Origin of the sequence: Pseudomonas sp. GV085, assembly GCF_003050925.1 — a bacterium.
Classification (GTDB): domain Bacteria; phylum Pseudomonadota; class Gammaproteobacteria; order Pseudomonadales; family Pseudomonadaceae; genus Aquipseudomonas.
Map to the genome: position 1 here is coordinate 202,932 of NZ_QAOV01000008.1, position 17,228 is coordinate 220,159.

At 59.6% G+C, this 17,228-nt stretch carries 18 protein-coding genes; 12 read left to right on the forward strand and 6 right to left on the reverse strand.

The annotated features are described in order from the left end of the window. The first annotated feature begins 154 nt into the window (after positions 1-154). Together C8K63_RS18490 and C8K63_RS18495 are read left to right on the forward strand one after the other, a co-directional pair. On the forward strand, positions 155-682 hold the full coding sequence (locus C8K63_RS18490; RefSeq protein ID WP_256594974.1) for a DUF3087 family protein: 528 nt from the start codon (positions 155-157) through the stop codon (positions 680-682). A gap of 84 nt (positions 683-766) precedes the next feature. Continuing rightward, positions 767-2,311, forward strand: a complete 1,545-nt coding sequence (locus tag C8K63_RS18495; RefSeq protein WP_108218014.1) for a sensor domain-containing diguanylate cyclase — start codon at positions 767-769, stop codon at positions 2,309-2,311. A gap of 292 nt (positions 2,312-2,603) precedes the next feature. Here the strand turns inward: C8K63_RS18495 and C8K63_RS18505 are convergent, their stop codons facing one another. From C8K63_RS18505 to C8K63_RS18520, 4 genes are all read right to left on the reverse strand, one after another. Beyond that, a complete protein-coding gene (locus C8K63_RS18505; protein WP_108218015.1) occupies positions 2,604-4,196 on the reverse strand; it encodes a condensation domain-containing protein in 1,593 nt (530 codons plus the stop codon). 191 nt (positions 4,197-4,387) lie between these two features. Continuing rightward, positions 4,388-4,753: a DUF2784 domain-containing protein gene (locus C8K63_RS18510; RefSeq protein WP_108218016.1), complete on the reverse strand. Its 366-nt coding sequence runs from the start codon at positions 4,751-4,753 to the stop codon at positions 4,388-4,390. Positions 4,754-4,813: 60 nt separating this feature from the next. After that, complete coding sequence (gene dapA / locus C8K63_RS18515) at positions 4,814-5,689, reverse strand: 4-hydroxy-tetrahydrodipicolinate synthase (protein ID WP_108218017.1); 876 nt, start codon at positions 5,687-5,689, stop codon at positions 4,814-4,816. 285 nt (positions 5,690-5,974) lie between these two features. Continuing rightward, the gene (locus C8K63_RS18520; protein WP_108218018.1) at positions 5,975-6,910 is read right to left on the reverse strand and encodes a sensor domain-containing diguanylate cyclase; all 936 of its coding nucleotides are present in this window, start codon (positions 6,908-6,910) and stop codon (positions 5,975-5,977) included. A gap of 167 nt (positions 6,911-7,077) precedes the next feature. Between C8K63_RS18520 and C8K63_RS18525 the strand changes: the two genes are divergently transcribed. The 3 genes from C8K63_RS18525 to C8K63_RS30375 are packed head-to-tail and all read left to right on the forward strand — an operon-like array spanning position 7,078 to position 8,299. Beyond that, entirely contained in the window at positions 7,078-7,776 is a 699-nt protein-coding gene (locus C8K63_RS18525) for an AzlC family ABC transporter permease (protein WP_108218019.1), read from the forward strand. Beyond that, the gene (locus tag C8K63_RS18530) at positions 7,776-8,087 is read left to right on the forward strand and encodes an AzlD domain-containing protein (protein ID WP_177413237.1); all 312 of its coding nucleotides are present in this window, start codon (positions 7,776-7,778) and stop codon (positions 8,085-8,087) included. Before C8K63_RS18525 ends, C8K63_RS18530 begins: the two co-directional genes overlap by 1 nt. Before the next feature lie 59 nt (positions 8,088-8,146). Beyond that, positions 8,147-8,299 (forward strand): hypothetical protein, encoded by a 153-nt coding sequence (locus C8K63_RS30375; RefSeq protein WP_158273957.1) that lies wholly within the window; start codon positions 8,147-8,149, stop codon positions 8,297-8,299. 200 nt (positions 8,300-8,499) lie between these two features. Here C8K63_RS30375 and C8K63_RS18535 read toward each other — a convergent pair whose 3' ends face one another. After that, positions 8,500-9,180, reverse strand: coding sequence for an SOS response-associated peptidase family protein (locus tag C8K63_RS18535; RefSeq protein ID WP_108218021.1), 681 nt, complete (start codon positions 9,178-9,180; stop codon positions 8,500-8,502). Positions 9,181-9,377: 197 nt separating this feature from the next. Between C8K63_RS18535 and C8K63_RS18540 the strand changes: the two genes are divergently transcribed. Beyond that, positions 9,378-10,277 (forward strand): polysaccharide deacetylase family protein, encoded by a 900-nt coding sequence (locus C8K63_RS18540; RefSeq protein ID WP_108218022.1) that lies wholly within the window; start codon positions 9,378-9,380, stop codon positions 10,275-10,277. Positions 10,278-10,509: 232 nt separating this feature from the next. Here C8K63_RS18540 and C8K63_RS18545 read toward each other — a convergent pair whose 3' ends face one another. Then, entirely contained in the window at positions 10,510-11,397 is an 888-nt protein-coding gene (locus C8K63_RS18545) for a LysR family transcriptional regulator (RefSeq protein WP_108218023.1), read from the reverse strand. Positions 11,398-11,524: 127 nt separating this feature from the next. Between C8K63_RS18545 and C8K63_RS18550 the strand changes: the two genes are divergently transcribed. From C8K63_RS18550 to benB, 6 genes are all read left to right on the forward strand, one after another. Next, positions 11,525-12,673: a muconate cycloisomerase family protein gene (locus C8K63_RS18550; protein WP_177413234.1), complete on the forward strand. Its 1,149-nt coding sequence runs from the start codon at positions 11,525-11,527 to the stop codon at positions 12,671-12,673. Between the two features lie 10 nt (positions 12,674-12,683). Further along, positions 12,684-12,974 (forward strand): muconolactone Delta-isomerase, encoded by a 291-nt coding sequence (gene catC, locus C8K63_RS18555; RefSeq protein WP_108218024.1) that lies wholly within the window; start codon positions 12,684-12,686, stop codon positions 12,972-12,974. A gap of 55 nt (positions 12,975-13,029) precedes the next feature. Next, on the forward strand, positions 13,030-13,959 hold the full coding sequence (catA, locus tag C8K63_RS18560; RefSeq protein ID WP_108218025.1) for a catechol 1,2-dioxygenase: 930 nt from the start codon (positions 13,030-13,032) through the stop codon (positions 13,957-13,959). A gap of 170 nt (positions 13,960-14,129) precedes the next feature. Beyond that, a complete protein-coding gene (locus C8K63_RS18570) occupies positions 14,130-15,089 on the forward strand; it encodes an AraC family transcriptional regulator (protein WP_108218026.1) in 960 nt (319 codons plus the stop codon). Between the two features lie 280 nt (positions 15,090-15,369). Beyond that, positions 15,370-16,734, forward strand: coding sequence for a benzoate 1,2-dioxygenase large subunit (benA, locus tag C8K63_RS18575; RefSeq protein ID WP_108218027.1), 1,365 nt, complete (start codon positions 15,370-15,372; stop codon positions 16,732-16,734). Beyond that, positions 16,731-17,219 (forward strand): benzoate 1,2-dioxygenase small subunit, encoded by a 489-nt coding sequence (gene benB, locus C8K63_RS18580; RefSeq protein ID WP_108218028.1) that lies wholly within the window; start codon positions 16,731-16,733, stop codon positions 17,217-17,219. The genes benA and benB overlap by 4 nt, the downstream gene beginning before the upstream one ends. Positions 17,220-17,228 lie beyond the last annotated feature (9 nt).

A 17,228-nucleotide genomic window follows, 5' to 3' on the forward strand; every position in this document is an offset into this window, starting at 1 on the left:
ACGAACTGCATGGTCTCGCCATGTCCCCCCGCTTGACGATGAAAAGATGAAAAGGAGCCCCAGCATAGCTAAATCCCTCGCAGAGGCGATAATGGCTCGCAGTCTTTTTGCCTCAGCCCCCTTTTTACCATTGAAGTTCAGGAAACCCGACGCAATGTTCGAAATCCAGTCGATGAACGCCGACACCTACCGGCAACAGACGCGGCGCAGCACGGTCATCCTTGCCCTGATCTTCCTGGCGCTGGCGATGGTGCTGTCCACAGCGACGGTGGCTCTGTTCGGCACACCGGGGGGCGACAATCTGCGCTTCAACGTCGGTGGCCTGTTTGTGGCCGTGCTGGCGATGGCGGTGCTGATACGCAAAGTGTTCTGGCGCCAGGCGTGGATGGCGCCGGCGGTCTACAGTTGGCAGCTCAAGCGCAGCCTGATGAGCATCACCAATGTCATGCATCATGTAACGGCGGCCGTGGAACAGGGTGATCCGGTTGCCATGAAGCTGTTGCGTTTCTACCATCTGGGGTTGAACCAGATGCATCAGCTCGATGGTAATTCAAGCGACCATGACCAGTTGATCCGTGAAATGGACCAACATAAGGCGCGGATGCAAGCGCTGGGCATCGATACCGGGCAGACGTGGCTTGATCCGGCGTGGCTGGAGGCGGTAAAGCAGGGGACGCGCTAACATCATTGCGAGCCTGTAGCAGGCATAGTGAGCAAAAGCGGCGATCAGGAAGACTCGCCCTGTCACAGACAATCAGGGAGCACCATGCGACATCCGTCGATCAACGATCCTATTGAAATGCTCCGGCCAGCCGTGCCCCGACTCAAACTCCGTTCGGCGGTGATCCTGCTGGCGGCGGTGTGCCTGTCGATGATGGCGATCGTGATCTGGGAGGTCTGGAGTTCGCGCCAGTACCTGCTGCATGACAAGGAAGTGGCGATGTCCAACCTTGCGCAGACCCTGGCCTCGCAAGCGCAGGCAACGATCAAGCAGGCCGACACGCTGCTGTTCACCCTGGTCGATCGGCTGGAGCACGAAGGTGTGGATCAATCCCGGCTGCCACAACTGCTCAACGTCCAGCGCCGTGAGTTGAGCCAGCTCCACGGCCTGTTCGTTTACGATGAAAAAGGGCAGTGGATCGCCAACTCCAATGGCGCCGGCCAGACCGGCGTCAACAATTCCGACCGCGAATACTTCATCTTCCATCGCGATAATCCCAGCCGTGGACCGCACATCGGGCCGTCGATCAAGAGCCGTTCGAGCGGTGAATGGATCATGACGGTTTCGCGCCGGGTCAATCATCCCGATGGCAGCTTTGCCGGGGTGGCGCTGGCGACGATTTACCTCAGCCATTTCCTGCAACTCTACGACAGCATCGACATGGGCAGTAACGGCGTGATCAACCTGATCACCGACAATGCCAGCATTGTCATCCGCAGACCCTTCAAGGAGACGGATATCGGCGCAAGCCTCGCCAAGAGCCCATTGTTCACTCAGTTGTTGCCCAAGGGCGACGCTGGTACGGCCACGATCAGGTCGATTGTCGATGGTGTCGAGCGGGTGATAGGGTACCGCCGGGTCGAGGGTTATCCGCTGATCGTTTTTACCGCGCTGAACAAGGATGAAGTGCTTGCCAGCTGGCGCAAGGAAACGCTGCTCAGCGTCTGCATCGTCACGCTGTTGCTGAGTTTTCTCGGGGTACTGGGGTTGCGGCTTATCAAACTGATGAAGCAACAGAATCTGGTGCAGGTCGAGTTGCTGGACACCCAGGACAAGCTCCTGGAGGTCAATCGCAACCTCGAGGGCCTGGCCCTCAAGGACGCACTGACGGGGCTGGCCAACCGGCGCCAGCTCGACGCTTTCATCGATGCCGAGATGGGGCGCGCCCGACGCAGCCAGGCCGGGTTGGCGCTGCTGATGATCGATGTCGATCATTTCAAACCGTTCAACGACCGCTACGGCCACCTGGCCGGTGATGAGTGTTTGCGCAAGGTCAGCGCGATCATCACGGACAACATCAAGCGCCCCGGTGACCTGGCCGCCCGTTATGGTGGCGAAGAGTTCGCCGTGGTGCTGCCCGGCAACGACTATGTGGGAGCATTTCTGGTGGCGGAGAAAATCCGCCGCGCGGTGCTACAGGCCGACATTGCCCACAGTGACAGCCCGCAAGGTGCCGTGACCGTCAGCGTCGGCGTGTGTGCCAGCAATGCCGATTCCCAGGTCCGCCCCGAAGACCTGATCGGTGCGGCCGACAAGGCGCTGTACGTGGCCAAGGCCAGTGGGCGGAACATGAGCGTGATTGCCAACTGAGGGTCTTGCATCAGCCGCGCCGCGCCGCTTCGCTGACCAGCAGTTCACCCGCTGGGGGCAGTTGTAACGGTAGCGGCGGCGATCGAACAGCAACGCATCGAAGCGCTCCTCCAGTTGCCGGACAACCTCGCAGCGACCACTGAATTTCACTGTCTTCTCTACAAGCTCAGGCAGCTCATCTAAATGCAGAAGTAACGATGTATCGCTGTTTTCAGGTGTTTCAGTGAGTTGACCGATCACAATGATCGCCTCCTGTAAAGAGTGTGCCTTAACACTGCACCACTACTTGCAATTACTTTCCGATGGCAAGTAACTCGTCCAATGCCTGCTTGAAGCTGACCAGCAGGCTTTGCACACAATCTTCAGGAATGGCGTCACGGTAGTAGGAAAGACTACCGATCAATCCGCTTTCGGTACGCAGTGTGTTAAGCGAAACATCGGTCTTGATCCCGCTGGACGGAACCCCGATACCGTGGAGCTGTGATGTACCTAATTGGCGCTGCCGCGAGGGATAGTTATGGTGGTTATACCAATAGGGAAATCGGGAGCCGTAAGCGACAGCGCGGGGCGAGCAGTTGGCCTCAAAAATATGCGGCGGCAGCAAGGCGTGGCCATAGGCATCCAACACACAATGGTTGACCTGCTCCAGCAGCTGCAGAGAAGGCGACCATTCACAAAGCCGGGGGCGAATCACCATGGGGTGAACAAAATACCCCACTACCGGTTCCAGGGCCGCGTTGGTCCGGTTGGCTACTGGAGAGCGTACGTAGAGGTCGGCCGTGCCTGTGTTTCTGGCGAGAGAAACCAGGAACGCAGTGAGGATAACGGTATAAAGGCTCAAGCCCGTTCGGCTGCATAATTGCGCGATTGCGGGGTATTGCACATCCAGATTGAGCGGTAGAACGGCACTGCGATAAGTAAATTGCCGAGGCCGCTCAACAGCGCCGCGCAGTGGAAAGGGTTCGGGTAATTGTTTAAGTGTCTCTTGCCAAAAATCGCTATGTTTATCCAGCAGGTTTTCAGCCAGACGTTGATGTTGGGCATCGGTATAGTCTGCGTATTGCAGGCAGTATTTGGCTTTGTCTGGCACGCCGGTAGCGAGTAATGACTGATAGTGCGCGCAAAGCTGGTCCATCAGTACCGCACCTGACCAGCCATCGAATGCTATGTGATGGGCGGTGATGATCAGCACGTCATCCGTCCCTTGGCATTCAAGGTAGGTTGCCCGAATCAACGGTGGATGTCCCAGGTCAAAAGCGGTCAATGTTTCTTCAGCGATCAGATCGGTCACGGTTCGACTGATATCGCTTTCAAGCGCCAGGTTTATCAGGTGAAAAGGCAACGGGAACTTATCAAGGGCGTGTTGTGAGCGACGCCACTGGCCTTGTGAGTTGAACTCGAAACTGCAACGTAACGCCGGTTGCTGTTCAAGTACGGCGCCGAAGGCTTCGCGAACCCTGGCCACTGAACACTCGCCTCGAATGTAAAACGCCATCACCACATTTTCCAGATAGGCCGGGGTTTCGGGGGGCTTTTCAAGGACCTCGCGTTGAGCCAGTCCGGGCGTATCTTCACCTTCTCGCTTGCGCCAGGCATGGGCGTCCAGCAATAGGTTGTTTTCACTACCTTCGCGGGCGCTGCCGTTGAGCAAGCCCGTCTGCTGAGCCAGTGTCGGATGGTCGAAAATATCTTTGGGTGTCAGGTCAACATTGAACAGGTTGGCAATTCTGCCAAGCAGCATCGTGACCGACAGGGAAGTCGCGCCGCATTCAAAAAAATCGCTGTCGGCCGAGATGTCCTGGTGGCCGAGGATTTCTTTCCAGACAGCTCGTAATCGATCGAATGTCGAAGCGTCGCCAGTGACTGACGGTGTGGTGCGATTCATGATGCCCCCTTTGCAGTTTAAATTTTCCGTAATAGGGGGGGTACTATTGACGGTTGTAGATAGATTGTTAAGTCGGACTGTTCCTGCGTTTTCAGCTCCTTTTCCATTTATCGAGTAAGTCAGTTCCTACAGATTACTCACCCGATTCAACTCTTTGCTCTGGAAAAGGAGCTGCCGCGGGCTGCGATCTTTCAGGGGCACTTCCACTTTCTGATCACTCGAAGATAAACCAGTACGTTGAGTACCAGTACCACAGCGCCCAATCCCAACTGAATGCCGGGTGTCAGCCCGGCCGGGTAAATCACCGGCCAAATGTAATGCTCGATGAATCCACCGCCATAGCCAGATTGCCCGGCCCCATGACGCATGTGGTTTTCCCAGTCGGTCAGCGGGCAGGGCAAGTGGAAGAGTTCCACCGCCATACCCCACAGCGCAGCGGGCGGATGCCACCAGATCAGGTGGCGCCATTTGAGTACCAGCAACCCGCCGAATAACACAAACACTATGAACAGCAAGTGCAACAGCATCAGCCCGTCGGCGGCGATTCGGTACAGCATGTCGGTGCCTCTGAAGGCTGAACGAATCGCTCCATGGTACTCGGGCCGGCGGCGAGCGCTCTATCGATTGTCGCGGCCCAATGCGCTGAGTACGCCTTTCAAACGCTCGGTCATCGAGTCACTGCTGCGTTGCATCGGTGCGCGCAGTTCGTCACCGATCAAGCCTTGCAGGGCCAACGCGGTTTTCACCGGGGCCGGGTTGGGCTCCAGGAACAGGCTGTTGATCAGCGGCAGCAACCGGAAAAACGTGGCGCGGCCGTCCGCCAATTGGTTGTCGCGGATCTGCCGGTGCAATTGCACGAACAGTTCGGGATGGACATGCGCCGACGCGGCAATCGCACCTTTGGCGCCCAGGCACAGGGCGTTGAAGATCTGGTTGTCTTCGCCGCACAGCACGTCGACATGGCCGCTGTTGAGCAAGGCGAGGGTGTTCGAAAAATTACCGCCGCAATCCTTGATGGCGACGATGCGTTCGTGGGCGACGATGTTGAGCAGGGTCGCCTGTTCGAAGGCCACGCCGGTCCGGTAAGGGATATCGTAGAGAATCAGCGGAACGCTGGAGGCATCGGCGACCGTGCGGAAAAACGCTTCGAGGCCGGCCTGGGACGGGCGGATGTAATACGGCGCCGGCACCAGCAGACCAGCCACCGGGCGCTTGAGGATCTCGCTCTGGAACTGCAACAACTCGGTCAGATTATTCCCGGCCAGGCCCATGACCACCCGTTGCGCCGGCACCAGCTCCAGCACCGTATCGAGCACCGCCAGTTGCTCATGTTTGCCCATCGCCGCCGGTTCGCCGGTGGTGCCGCAAACGATGAGGCCGTCGACGCCTTTTTCCAGCAGATGGCTGACCAGCCGGCGCAAGCCGACGAAATCGATGGCGCCGTTGTGGAAGGGTGTGACCAGTGGAACCCAGATACCTTGAAACGCTGACATGCACTTTCTCCTGATGGTTGACCGATTTCGTCACCGTCAGGGGCATGGAAGGAGAGTAAGCAAGGGGAGGGTGGTCCGTCGCGCTCAATGTCCTGTCAGCTCATCTGACGGGACAGCGCGCCCCGGTCACATGAGCGACTGTTTCTTCGATTTGAGGGCGTGCGCAACGCAACCTTGCGCCTTGGCAATCAAGCCAATGACGGAAGTGTTGAGGTTGAAGGTTGCGGACATACTTGTTTACACCCTGAGTGAGGCGCCCAGTTTTAAAAGCTGGAGCGCCGTTTGTCAATCACGAAAATCAGCGAACTCGGCGCGCATCCGGCCATTGTGCTTGGCCTTGTAGAGCAACAGATCGACCTGTTCGACGAACTCCAGTGCCGTCGCATGCACCGAAACGCCGGTGGTGCCAACACCGAGGCTGACGCTCAGCAGGTTCGACACCCCGGAGAACTCATGGGGAATCTGCTGCTGGCGAATCAGGTGCAGGCATTTATGTGCCACCAGCCGGGCGGATTCGGCATCGGTTTCCGGGAGTAGCCAGACGAATTCTTCACCACCGATCCGCGCGATGAAATCCCGTGGCCGATTGGCCGCCAGCGACAGGGTTTGCGCGACGCGGCGCAGGCATTCGTCGCCCTTGATGTGGCCGTAATGGTCGTTGTACTGCTTGAAGTAATCGATATCCAGCACGATCACCGACAATGGCAAACCGGTGCGCTGGGCGTGGTTCCACTCGCGCTCCAGCACGGTGTCGAACATGCGCCGGTTGGCGATGCCGGTCAGGCCGTCCTGGAAGGAATATTCTTCGAGCTGCTTTTGCAGGCGGATCAGGTGTTCTTCGGTTTTCTTGCGCTCGCTGATGTCGAACATGAAACCCACCAGCGCCTCGACTTCACCGTTCGTGCGCACCACGTGCACCACATCGCGGATCCACACGTACCCGCCGCTTTCGGTGAGTGCGCGATAGTCGGCTTCGTGATCGATACCGGCGCGCGATTGCGAGACGCAGAAGTCCATCACGTAGTCGCGATCATCCGGGTGCATGCGCTCGATCCAGTCATTGACCGAAAGCCAGCTGTCCTGTTTCCAGCCGAGCAATTGCTCGATCTGCGGCCCGATGTAGCTGAAGGTCATGGTTTTCCAGTCGATGCGCCAGGGAATCGCCCGGGTCGACTCAAGCAGGGTTTTATAAACATCGCTGTCGGTTTCGACTGAACTCATGAAGGGCCTGCCTCGATGAAAGTGCTGCGCCATCATGTTGTTACCACTTTGGTGAATCAAGCGGGCAGCCGATGAATGGCACGTTGTCTATGAGTGAGCAAGATTGTTCAAGCCTTCGGTCGCGACAGCTGGCACAGTCCGGGGTCTTTCCCTGTCTGTAGAGCGTTATGTCCAACTCAATCATGCCGCGCAGTGCTTTTTTGCGCGGCGCTGCGGCGATCATGCCGTTGTCCCTGGCCACCGCGCCCTGGGGCTTGCTGGCCGGTTCCATGGCCATCGAGGCCAACCTCACGCCCCTGCAAGGTCAGGGCTTGTCGGGCATTGTGTTTGCCGGTGCCGCGCAACTGGTGGCCATCGGCATGCTCAAGGGTGGTGCCGGGATTTTTTCGATCTTGCTCACCACGCTGCTGCTGACCTCTCAGCATCTGCTCTACGGGATGAGCATGCGCTCGGTGATTTCGCCATTGCCGGGGCGCTGGCGTGCAGGGCTGGGGTTCTTGCTCACCGATGAGCTGTTCGCCTTGACCAGCCAGCACGACAAACAGCAGTTCAACCGCTGGTACGCCCTGGGCGTGGGCCTGACGTTCTACATCGCCTGGAACCTGTTCACCCTGGCAGGCATCGTCCTTGGCAGCAGCATTCCGGGCCTGGAACACCTGGGCCTGGACTTCTCCATCGCGGCCACCTTCATTGCCCTGATCACCCCGGTGGTACGCAACGTGCCGACGGTGGTGTGCGTGGCGGTGTCGCTGTTCTGCTCGGTGTTGTTCAGTTACTGGCAATGGGGCTCGGCGCTGGTGCTGTCAGGGCTGGCGGGCATGGCCGCCGGGTTTGTCTGCAATAAATTCTACGGTGGACGCACATGATGGTCTGGGCAGTGATTGTCGGAATGGGCGTGTTGGTGTTCCTCAACCGCTACGTTTTTCTGGAACCGCGACTGCCGGTGCGCTTGAGCAGCAATGCCCGGCAATTCCTCGGGTTTGCCGTGCCGGGCATGTTGACCGCGATCTGTGGGCCGATTGTGTTCATGCCGGAAAAACAGCTGAACCTGCACTGGGACAATCCCTATCTGATCAGCTCACTGGTGGCGGTCGCTCTGGTGCTTTACACGCGCAATACGTTGCTCAGCATGCTGTTGAGCATGGGCTTCTTCTTTTTGTTGCGCTGGTGGTTTTGAGCGGGGCAAGGGAACTGATCTAAACTTGAAATTGATGACCGATCCCTTCAGGAAGCGAGGTGAACATGGCCAATGAACCCAAGCAACCGGACCTGGAAGAAGACGAGGACGAACCCACGGAGGAAGAGATTGAGCAGCAGAAGCGTTCGGTACCGGACTGGAAGCATCCCGACGACGGTAAGGAACTGTCAGAGCCTGACCGCAAGTTCTGACCGGCACGCGAATACATAAAAACCCCGCTCAATGGCGTAATGCTGATTCTCTGTAGGAGCGAGCTTGCTCGCGATGGTCGTTAACGATAACGCGTATTTACTGGCTATACGCGGCGCTCTTGAGACCATCGCGAGCAAGCTCGCTCCTACAGAGAATCAGCATTGCGCCATTGAGTGGGGCTTTGTCGTCATTGACAGGTTCATGGAATTTCTTTGATCAGCGCGGCGCCCTGGTTCCTGACATTGCCAACGGCCTTGTCGACCTTGTACCACTCAAATACGTTACTGGCCTCGCCCTGGGATAACGCCATTTCCTCGGCTCGTTCCTTGGGCGTGGCCGGGTCCAGCCATTCCCGCGCCAGTTCGGGCGAGAACACCACCGGTCGCCGGTCATGCACATCGAGCATGCCACCGGCGCTGTCGGCCGTCAGGATGACGAAACCGTCGTGCTCCCTGTGGGGGGCTCCGCCGATGGGGTATTGACCGATCGCCGCGCAGAAAACCGGCGCCCGATTGCGTCGCCGGATCAACCACGGTTGTTTGTTGCCGTCACCGGCGTCGACCCATTCGAACCAGTTATCAATCGGGCAGATCGCGCGATGGGGCCAGATCGCCCGAAAGTACGGGCCATGGGCGACTTTCTCGACCCGGGCATTGACCGGTTCCGTGCGATCCGTCGCCCAGTGCGGTCGCCAACCCCAGCGCACCAGGTCGGCGTGCAGCCGCTCGTTCTCCAGATGCAGCAGGGCGAGTGGCGTGGTGGGCGCGGCGTTGTAGTGCGCCAGGGGCTCGTTACCGACGCGGTTGATCAGCGCGTCGGGGATGCTCAGCACCGCCACGAAGTCGTGGATTCCGCGGTATTGCGACAGTCGTCCGCACATGGCCTGACACCCAGGTTGAGCATTTTTTTCAGTTTAGTTGGTGGCGACGAAACGGGCCTGGCAAGCACTGGAACCAAACTCTGTGTACCTTATCCAACTTCGGCCCGCCGTCTCGATGCGGGCCAACGACGGATGAACGGGCGAAGGATTCCTGCCAGTTGAAGTATCGACCGTGATGGTCTGGCCCAAGGCAAAAGATGAAACAATTGTTCAAGTGTTTAACGGTGTGCGCCTTGGCAGTGGGTCTGCTGGGGTGCATCGCAGCACCGATCGAAATGACTGCGCAGACTGAACAGCGTTTGCACGAGCAACCCCCCATCCGCTTTCTGCTGACCTTCGATGACGGTCCCAGTGCATCGAGCTGGTGGAATCCGACCGTGACGGTGCTCGAGAGCCTGGCGCAAAACCCGCTGCAACCGGGCATCAAAGCCGTGTTCTTCGTGCAAACCCGCGCACCGCGGGCTGGCGGCAGCGAGCTGGGCCGGGACATCATGCGCCGCGAACACGCCGAAGGTCATATCCTGGGTTTCCACACCGCCACGCCCTGGCACACCAATCATCGCTCGCTGGAGCCCCAGGAGCTGGAGCAGTCCCTGACCGATGGCAGCGCCGACATCGCGGCGATCACCGGCGCCCCCCCAACCTTGCTGCGCCCGCCATTCTGGAACTACGACAAACGCACCTTCGCCGCTTATCAGCGGCATGGCCTGCATGTGCTGTTGACGGACTTGAGCGCCAATGACGGCAAGATCTGGGGCTTCAACGCCAGCCCCCGACGCCGGTCGCACATGCTGCGTTCGATGTCCGAAGTCCGCGAACGCATTGCCCGCGGCGAACTGCCGGTGGTCGATGGGGTGATTCCGGTGGTGGTGACCTTCCACGACCTCAACCGTTATACCGCCCGGCATACCCGTGAGTACCTGCAGATTCTGCTCGACAGCGCCCGGCAGACCGGGGTGAAAACCGCGGACAAGCCGTTTTACGAGGATCAGGCCGCGTTACTGCGGGCGGCCATGGCGCGAACCGTGCGCGACGATTCGCAGCCGGTCGAGTTGCCGGGGTTCTGGAACTGGATCTGGGGCGGGAACGCCCGTTAGGCGCTTGCAGAAATGAGAACTGGATTGCACTCATTGCGAATGTCACCGGGCGGGTTGCGGGCTGACCCAGGTTTCCAGTGAACACCGATCTGTGGCGAGGGGGCTTGCCCCCGTTGGGGCGCGAAGCGGCCCTGAAAGCTATCGCCCGGTTTTTTTGAATGAAAGCTGAAGTTTATAGGGCCGCTACGCAGCCCAACGGGGGCAAGCCCCCTCGCCACAGGTGATCATCGTCTTACGCTGCTGGCGGCAGCAGTTCATCTATCATCCGCAAACAATGGTTCAACCCCGGCGACACATCGCCCACCCGTCGACTGAGAATGATCGGCGAGGTGGCGTTGTCTTCCAGCAGCGGGGTGAAGCCGATGTCGTCGCGGTGCAGCAACTGCACCGAGGCGGGCACCAGCGTGACCCCGATGCCTGCCCCCACCAGGCCGATCGCCGTTTGCAGCTCGTTGGTCCATTGCGCGACGTGGATGCGCACGCCATAGGACTCGAACAGGGCAATCACATGGTCGGCGTAACTCGGCCGTGGGTTGCCGGGGTACAGCACAAAGGGTTCCTTTGCCAGCTCCCGCAGGCTGATGGGACCGGCGAGCAGCGGGTGCCCGGCGGGCAGGGCGGCAACCAGGCGGTCTTCGGTGAGCACGGTCTGGACGATGGCCGGGTCGTCGATGCGGATCCGGCCGAAACCGATGTCGATGCGTCCGGCCTTGAGCGCCTGCACCTGTTGCAACGTGGTCATTTCCGACAGCCCCAGCTCCAGCTCCAGCGGCTCGCCACTGCGTAACCGCCGGATCAGTTCCGGCAGCACGCCGTACAGTGTCGACGGCGCAAAGCCGATCCCCAGCCAGGTCTTTTCACCCAACCCGATACGCCGCGTGTTGTCGCAGACCTTGTTCAGTTGTTCGAGCAGGGCGGTGGAGTGCTCATGGAAAAACCGCCCGGCGTCGGTCAACTTCAGCGGTCGGCCGCGCTCCAGCAGCATCACCCCCAGTTCGTCCTCCAGTTGCTGGATCTGCCGGCTCAGGGGCGGTTGGGCGATGTGCAACAGCTCTGCGGCGCGGGTGAAGTTGAGGGTTTGAGCCAATACCTGGAAATAACGCAGGTGACGCAGTTCCATGGAGCCTCCAGACGCGGATCGGTTGCATACCTTTAAGGTATCAAGCCAGACCAATTCTATATTGGCTTCAGGAAAAAAGCCGTACGAGAATCGATTCCAGAACTCCAAGAACCTGATGGGTATCGAAATGCTAGCAACCGCCATTGAGTCGATCGAGACGATCATCGTCGATCTGCCGACCATCCGCCCGCACAAGCTGGCGATGCACACCATGCAGAACCAGACCCTGGTGATCATTCGCGTGCGTTGCGCCGACGGCATCGAAGGCATCGGCGAATCCACCACCATCGGTGGCCTGGCCTACGGCAATGAAAGCCCGGACAGCATCAAGACCAACATCGACACGCACTTCGCACCGTTGTTGATCGGCCAGGACAGCGGCAATGTCAATGCCGCCATGTTGCGTCTGGAGCGCAGCATCCGTGGCAACACCTTCGCCAAATCCGGTATCGAAACCGCGCTGCTCGACGCCCAGGGCAAACGTCTCGGCCTGCCAGTGAGCGAATTGCTAGGCGGCCGGGTTCGCGACGCGCTGCCCGTGGCCTGGACCCTGGCCAGCGGCGACACCGCAAAAGACATCGCCGAAGCGGAAAAAATGCTCGACCTGCGCCGCCACCGCATTTTCAAACTGAAGATCGGTGCCGGCGAGGTCAATCGCGATCTGGCCCACGTCATCGCCATCAAAAAAGCCCTGGGCGATCGTGCCAGTGTGCGGGTCGACGTCAACCAGGCGTGGGACGAAGCCGTCGCAATACGTGCCTGCCGAATCCTCGGTACCAACGGTATCGACCTGATCGAGCAACCGATCTCGCGCAACAACCGCGCCGGCATGGCCCGCCTCAACGCCATGAGCCCGGCGCCGATCATGGCCGACGAATCCATCGAATGCGTGGAAGATGCGTTCAACCTGGCCCGCGAAGGTGCGGCCTCGGTGTTCGCCCTGAAAATCGCCAAGAACGGTGGCCCACGCGCTGTATTGCGCACCGCCGCCATCGCCGAAGCAGCCGGCATCGCCCTGTACGGCGGCACCATGCTTGAAGGTGGCTTGGGCACCATGGCCTCGGCCCATGCCTTCGTCACCCTGAACAAACTGGCGTGGGACACCGAGCTGTTCGGCCCGTTGCTGCTGACCGAAGACATTCTCAGCGAACCGCTGGTGTATCGCGATTTTGAACTGCACGTACCGAAAACACCGGGTCTGGGCCTGAGCCTGGATGAAGAACGCCTGGCGTTCTTCCGCCGCGACAAGACATCGACTGCCATTCATCAAGCCTGAGGAGAGCATTATGCTGTTCCACGTAAAAATGACCGTGAACCTGCCGGTCGACATGAACCCGCAGGCAGCCGCCAAACTCAAGGCTGACGAAAAAGCCCTGGCCCAGCGCCTGCAGGAGCTGGGCAAGTGGCGCCACCTGTGGCGCATCGCCGGTCACTACGCCAACTACAGCGTGTTCGATGTCGACAGCGTTCAGGAACTGCATGACCTGCTGATGCAATTGCCACTGTTTCCGTACATGGCCATCGAGATCGACGCGATGTGCCGTCATCCTTCTTCCATCCGTGACGATGACCGCTGAGCCCAGCCTGTTCAGCGCGCTACGCTAATAATTACAAGATGAGGAACCCTTCAAAATGAACGTCAAGATTTCCCACACTGCCGAAGTCCAGAAATTTCTCGAAGAAGCCAGCGGCCTGCTCAACGACGCCGGCAACCCACGAACCAAGGCGCTGGTGTACCGCATCCTGCGTGATTCGGTGAACATCATCGAAGACCTGGCCGTGACCCCGGAAGAATTCTGGAAAGCCGTCAACTACCTCAACGTGCTGGGCGCGCGCCAGGAAGCCGGGCTGCTGGTGGCCGGTGTCGGGCTGGAGCATTACCTCGACCTGTTGATGGACGCCGAAGACGAACAGGCCGGTAAGTCCGGCGGCACGCCCCGCACCATCGAAGGCCCGCTGTACGTGGCCGGTGCGCCGCTGTCGCAAGGCGAAGCGCGACTCGACGATGGCGTCGATCCGGGCGTGACCCTGTTCATGCAAGGCCGCGTGTTCAACACAGCTGGCGAACCTTTGGCTGGCGCCGTGGTCGACGTCTGGCACGCCAATACCGGTGGCACCTACTCGTACTTCGATACCACGCAATCGGAGTTCAACCTGCGCCGCCGCATCGTGACCGACGCCGAAGGCCGCTATCGTTTGCGTAGCATCGTGCCGTCGGGCTACGGCTGCCCACCGGACGGTCCGACCCAGCAACTGCTCGATCAACTGGGCCGTCATGGCCAGCGCCCGGCGCACATTCACTTCTTCATTTCCGCGCCGGATCATCGCCACCTGACCACCCAGATCAACCTCGACGGCGATCAGTACCTGCACGACGATTTCGCCTACGCCACCCGTGACGAGCTGATCGCCAAGATCACCTTCAGCGATGATCAGCAGCGCGCGGCGGCCCATGGTGTGAGCGGTCGCTTTGCCGAAATCGAGTTCGATTTCACCCTGCAGTCGACCGCCCAGCCTGAAGAGCAACAGCGCCACGAGCGGGTTCGCGCGCTCGAGGACTGACAGCACAACCCTTTGTAGGAGCGAGCTTGCTCGCGATGGTCGTTAACGATAACGCGTGTTTGCTGGCTAAACGCGGCGTTCTTAAGTCCATCGCGAGCAGGCTCGCTCCTACAAGTGTTTCGGTTCTAGAATGGCCCGACGCAACCTATAACAACAATGAGAGTGACCCGATGATGCAAGCGCAACTGTTGAGTCAGCGCAGCAGAGTATTCGACCATGCCGACCCTTATGCGGTGTCGGGCTACGTCAATCAGCATGTCGGCAACCACTGCATTCTCATGCCCCGCGCCGGCAGTCCACTGGCCAGTCTCGACCATCGCAAGTTCGCCAGCCTCGACCTGTGCCGCATCAGCTACGGCGCCAGTGTGCGGGTGACGTCGGGCGCACTGGAGAACATCTATCACCTGCAGGTGCTGCTGCGCGGCAATTGCCTGTGGCGTGGCCACGGCCAGGAACATTACTTCGCCCCTGGCGAATTGCTGCTGATCAATCCTGACGATCCGGTGGACCTGACGTATTCCGCCGATTGCGAAAAATTCATCCTCAAAGTCCCGACCCGCTTGTTTGAATCGGTCTGCGATGAGCAGCGCTGGCGCTATCCGGGGCAGGGCGTGCGGTTTCTGGAAAACCGTTATCAGCTCAATGAACTGGAAGGTTTCGTCAACCTGTTGGCGATGATCTGCCAAGAGGCCGAATCCACCGAGCAGATCCCCAGAGTGCAGGAGCATTACACGCAGATCATCGTCAACAAGATGCTCAGCCTGATGAAAACCAACGTCTGTCGCCTCGACTTGGGCTCGCAGACGGCCACGTTCGAGGCGATTGCCGACTATATCGCGAGCAATCTCAAGCGGGACATCGACAGCGAGGAACTGGCGCGCCAGGCGCACATGAGCTTGCGTTCGTTGTATGGCCTGTTCGAACGCAATGCCGGCCTTACGCCGAAAAACTACCTGCGCCAGAAACGCCTGGAACGCATCAACGCCTGCCTGAACGACCCGACCTGCAACGTGCGCAACATCACAGAAGTGGCGATGGACTACGGCTTCCTGCACCTGGGCCGGTTTTCCGACAGCTACCGCAAGCAGTTCGGCGAGTTGCCGTCCGATACCCTCAAGCGTCGGCATTGAGCTGAGCTAGTGCTGCATAACTTGTGGCGAGGGAGCTTGTCGGATCGCCGCACCGTCCCGCTCGGCTGCGCAGCAGTCGCAAATCCTACCGACGCGGGGTACCTGACCGAATGCTGAGGGCCGCTGCGCGACCCAGCGGGAGCAAGCTCCCTCGCCACAGGATTAACGTCGCGCCCCCAACTGCACAAAACGGATAAAGGTCTGCACCCCGCGGATACTCCAGCCTGCCCCCCCGTCCTAGCATAGCCCTGCCTGAACAATAACAATGGAGGCGGCGGCCATGTCCCTGCGACCCGAATATTTGCTTTCCCTGCTTGAAGACGATCCCGAGCAGGGCCTCTATCGCTGCAAGCGCGAAATGTTCACCGACCCCCGGTTGTTCGACCTGGAGATGCAGCACATCTTCGAGGGCAACTGGCTCTACCTGGCACATGAAAGCCAGATCCCCAACATCAACGATTTCTACACCACCACCATGGGGCGCCAGTCGATCTTCATTGCGCGCAACAAGGACGGTGTACTCAACGCCTTCATCAATGCCTGCAGCCACCGCGGCGCGACCCTGTGCCGACACAAGTCCGGCAACAAGAGCTCCTACACCTGCCCGTTCCACGGCTGGACCTTCAACAACTCCGGCAAGCTGCTCAAGGTCAAGGATCCGGCCAACGCCGGCTACCCGGCGAGCTTCAACTGCGAAGGCTCCCACGACCTGACCCGCGTCGCGCGTTTCGAGTCCTATCGTGGCTTCCTGTTCGGCAGCCTGAAAGCCGACGTTTTGCCACTGGTTGAACACCTGGGCGAGTCGGCGAAGATTATCGACATGATCGTCGACCAGTCGCCTGATGGCCTGGAAGTGCTGCGGGGTTCTTCGAGCTACATCTACGAAGGCAACTGGAAACTCACCGCCGAAAACGGCGCCGACGGCTACCACGTCAGCTCCGTGCACTGGAACTACGCGGCCACCCAGAACCAGCGCAAGCAGCGCGAGGCCGGCGACAGCAATCCGACCATGAGCGCCGGCAGCTGGGCCAAGCAGGGTGGTGGTTTCTATTCCTTCGACAAGGGCCACATGCTGCTCTGGACCCGTTGGGCCAACCCCGAGGACCGTCCGCTGTACGAGCGCCGCGATGAGCTGGCGCAAGACTTCGGCAAGGCCCGCGCCGACTGGATGATCGAGAATTCGCGCAATCTGTGCCTGTACCCCAACGTGTACCTGATGGACCAGTTCAGCTCGCAGATCCGCATCGCCCGGCCGATCTCGGTCAACCGCACGGAAATCACCATCTACTGCATCGCCCCCAAGGGCGAGAGCGACCACGCCCGTTCGAGTCGCATTCGCCAGTACGAAGATTTTTTCAACGTCAGCGGCATGGCCACGCCGGACGACCTGGAGGAATTCCGTTCCTGCCAGACCAGCTATCAGGGCAGCGTCACCACCTGGAACGACATGTCCCGTGGCGCCGAGCACTGGATCGAAGGTGCAGACGAAGCCGCCAAAGAGATCGATCTGCACCCGCTGCTCAGCGGCGTACGCACCGAGGACGAAGGCCTGTTCGTGCTGCAACACAAGTATTGGCAGCAGACCATGCTCAAGGCCCTGGCTGATGAGCAGTCGAAACTGATCGCCGTGGAGGACGTGCAATGACCATCACCTACGACAGCGTGCGCGATTTCCTCTACCGCGAAGCACGCTACCTCGACGACCGGCAGTGGGACGAATGGCTGGAGCTGTACGCCCCGGACGCGACGTACTGGATGCCGTCCTGGGACGACAACGATGAATTGACCGAGGACCCGCAGCGGGAAATCTCGCTGATCTGGTACGGCAATCGCACCGGCCTTGAAGACCGCATCTTTCGCATCAAGACCGAGCGCTCCAGCGCCAGCGTGCCGGACACCCGCACCTCCCACAACATCAGCAACATCGAGCTGCTCGAACAGGCCGACGGACTGTGCAAGGTGCGCTTCAACTGGCACACCCTGAGTTTTCGCTACAAGACCGTCGACAGCTATTTCGGCAGCAGTTTCTACACCCTCGACGTGCGCGGTGAAAACCCGTTGATCAAGGCCAAGAAAGTGATCCTGAAGAACGACTACGTTCGTCAGGTCATCGATGTTTACCACCTGTGAGGCGGCCGT

Bases quoted from the DNA above. Each gene is read 5' to 3' on its own strand.
- C8K63_RS18490 (WP_256594974.1), top strand. From the start codon at position 155: ATGTTCGAAATCCAGTCGATGAACGCCGACACCTACCGGCAACAGACG.
- C8K63_RS18495 (WP_108218014.1), top strand. From the start codon at position 767: ATGCGACATCCGTCGATCAACGATCCTATTGAAATGCTCCGGCCAGCC.
- C8K63_RS18505 (WP_108218015.1), bottom strand. From the start codon at position 4,196: ATGAATCGCACCACACCGTCAGTCACTGGCGACGCTTCGACATTCGAT.
- C8K63_RS18510 (WP_108218016.1), bottom strand. From the start codon at position 4,753: ATGCTGTACCGAATCGCCGCCGACGGGCTGATGCTGTTGCACTTGCTG.
- dapA (WP_108218017.1), bottom strand. From the start codon at position 5,689: ATGTCAGCGTTTCAAGGTATCTGGGTTCCACTGGTCACACCCTTCCAC.
- C8K63_RS18520 (WP_108218018.1), bottom strand. From the start codon at position 6,910: ATGAGTTCAGTCGAAACCGACAGCGATGTTTATAAAACCCTGCTTGAG.
- C8K63_RS18525 (WP_108218019.1), top strand. From the start codon at position 7,078: ATGTCCAACTCAATCATGCCGCGCAGTGCTTTTTTGCGCGGCGCTGCG.
- C8K63_RS18530 (WP_177413237.1), top strand. From the start codon at position 7,776: ATGGTCTGGGCAGTGATTGTCGGAATGGGCGTGTTGGTGTTCCTCAAC.
- C8K63_RS18535 (WP_108218021.1), bottom strand. From the start codon at position 9,180: ATGTGCGGACGACTGTCGCAATACCGCGGAATCCACGACTTCGTGGCG.
- C8K63_RS18540 (WP_108218022.1), top strand. From the start codon at position 9,378: ATGAAACAATTGTTCAAGTGTTTAACGGTGTGCGCCTTGGCAGTGGGT.
- C8K63_RS18545 (WP_108218023.1), bottom strand. From the start codon at position 11,397: ATGGAACTGCGTCACCTGCGTTATTTCCAGGTATTGGCTCAAACCCTC.
- C8K63_RS18550 (WP_177413234.1), top strand. From the start codon at position 11,525: ATGCTAGCAACCGCCATTGAGTCGATCGAGACGATCATCGTCGATCTG.
- catC (WP_108218024.1), top strand. From the start codon at position 12,684: ATGCTGTTCCACGTAAAAATGACCGTGAACCTGCCGGTCGACATGAAC.
- catA (WP_108218025.1), top strand. From the start codon at position 13,030: ATGAACGTCAAGATTTCCCACACTGCCGAAGTCCAGAAATTTCTCGAA.
- C8K63_RS18570 (WP_108218026.1), top strand. From the start codon at position 14,130: ATGATGCAAGCGCAACTGTTGAGTCAGCGCAGCAGAGTATTCGACCAT.
- benA (WP_108218027.1), top strand. From the start codon at position 15,370: ATGTCCCTGCGACCCGAATATTTGCTTTCCCTGCTTGAAGACGATCCC.
- benB (WP_108218028.1), top strand. From the start codon at position 16,731: ATGACCATCACCTACGACAGCGTGCGCGATTTCCTCTACCGCGAAGCA.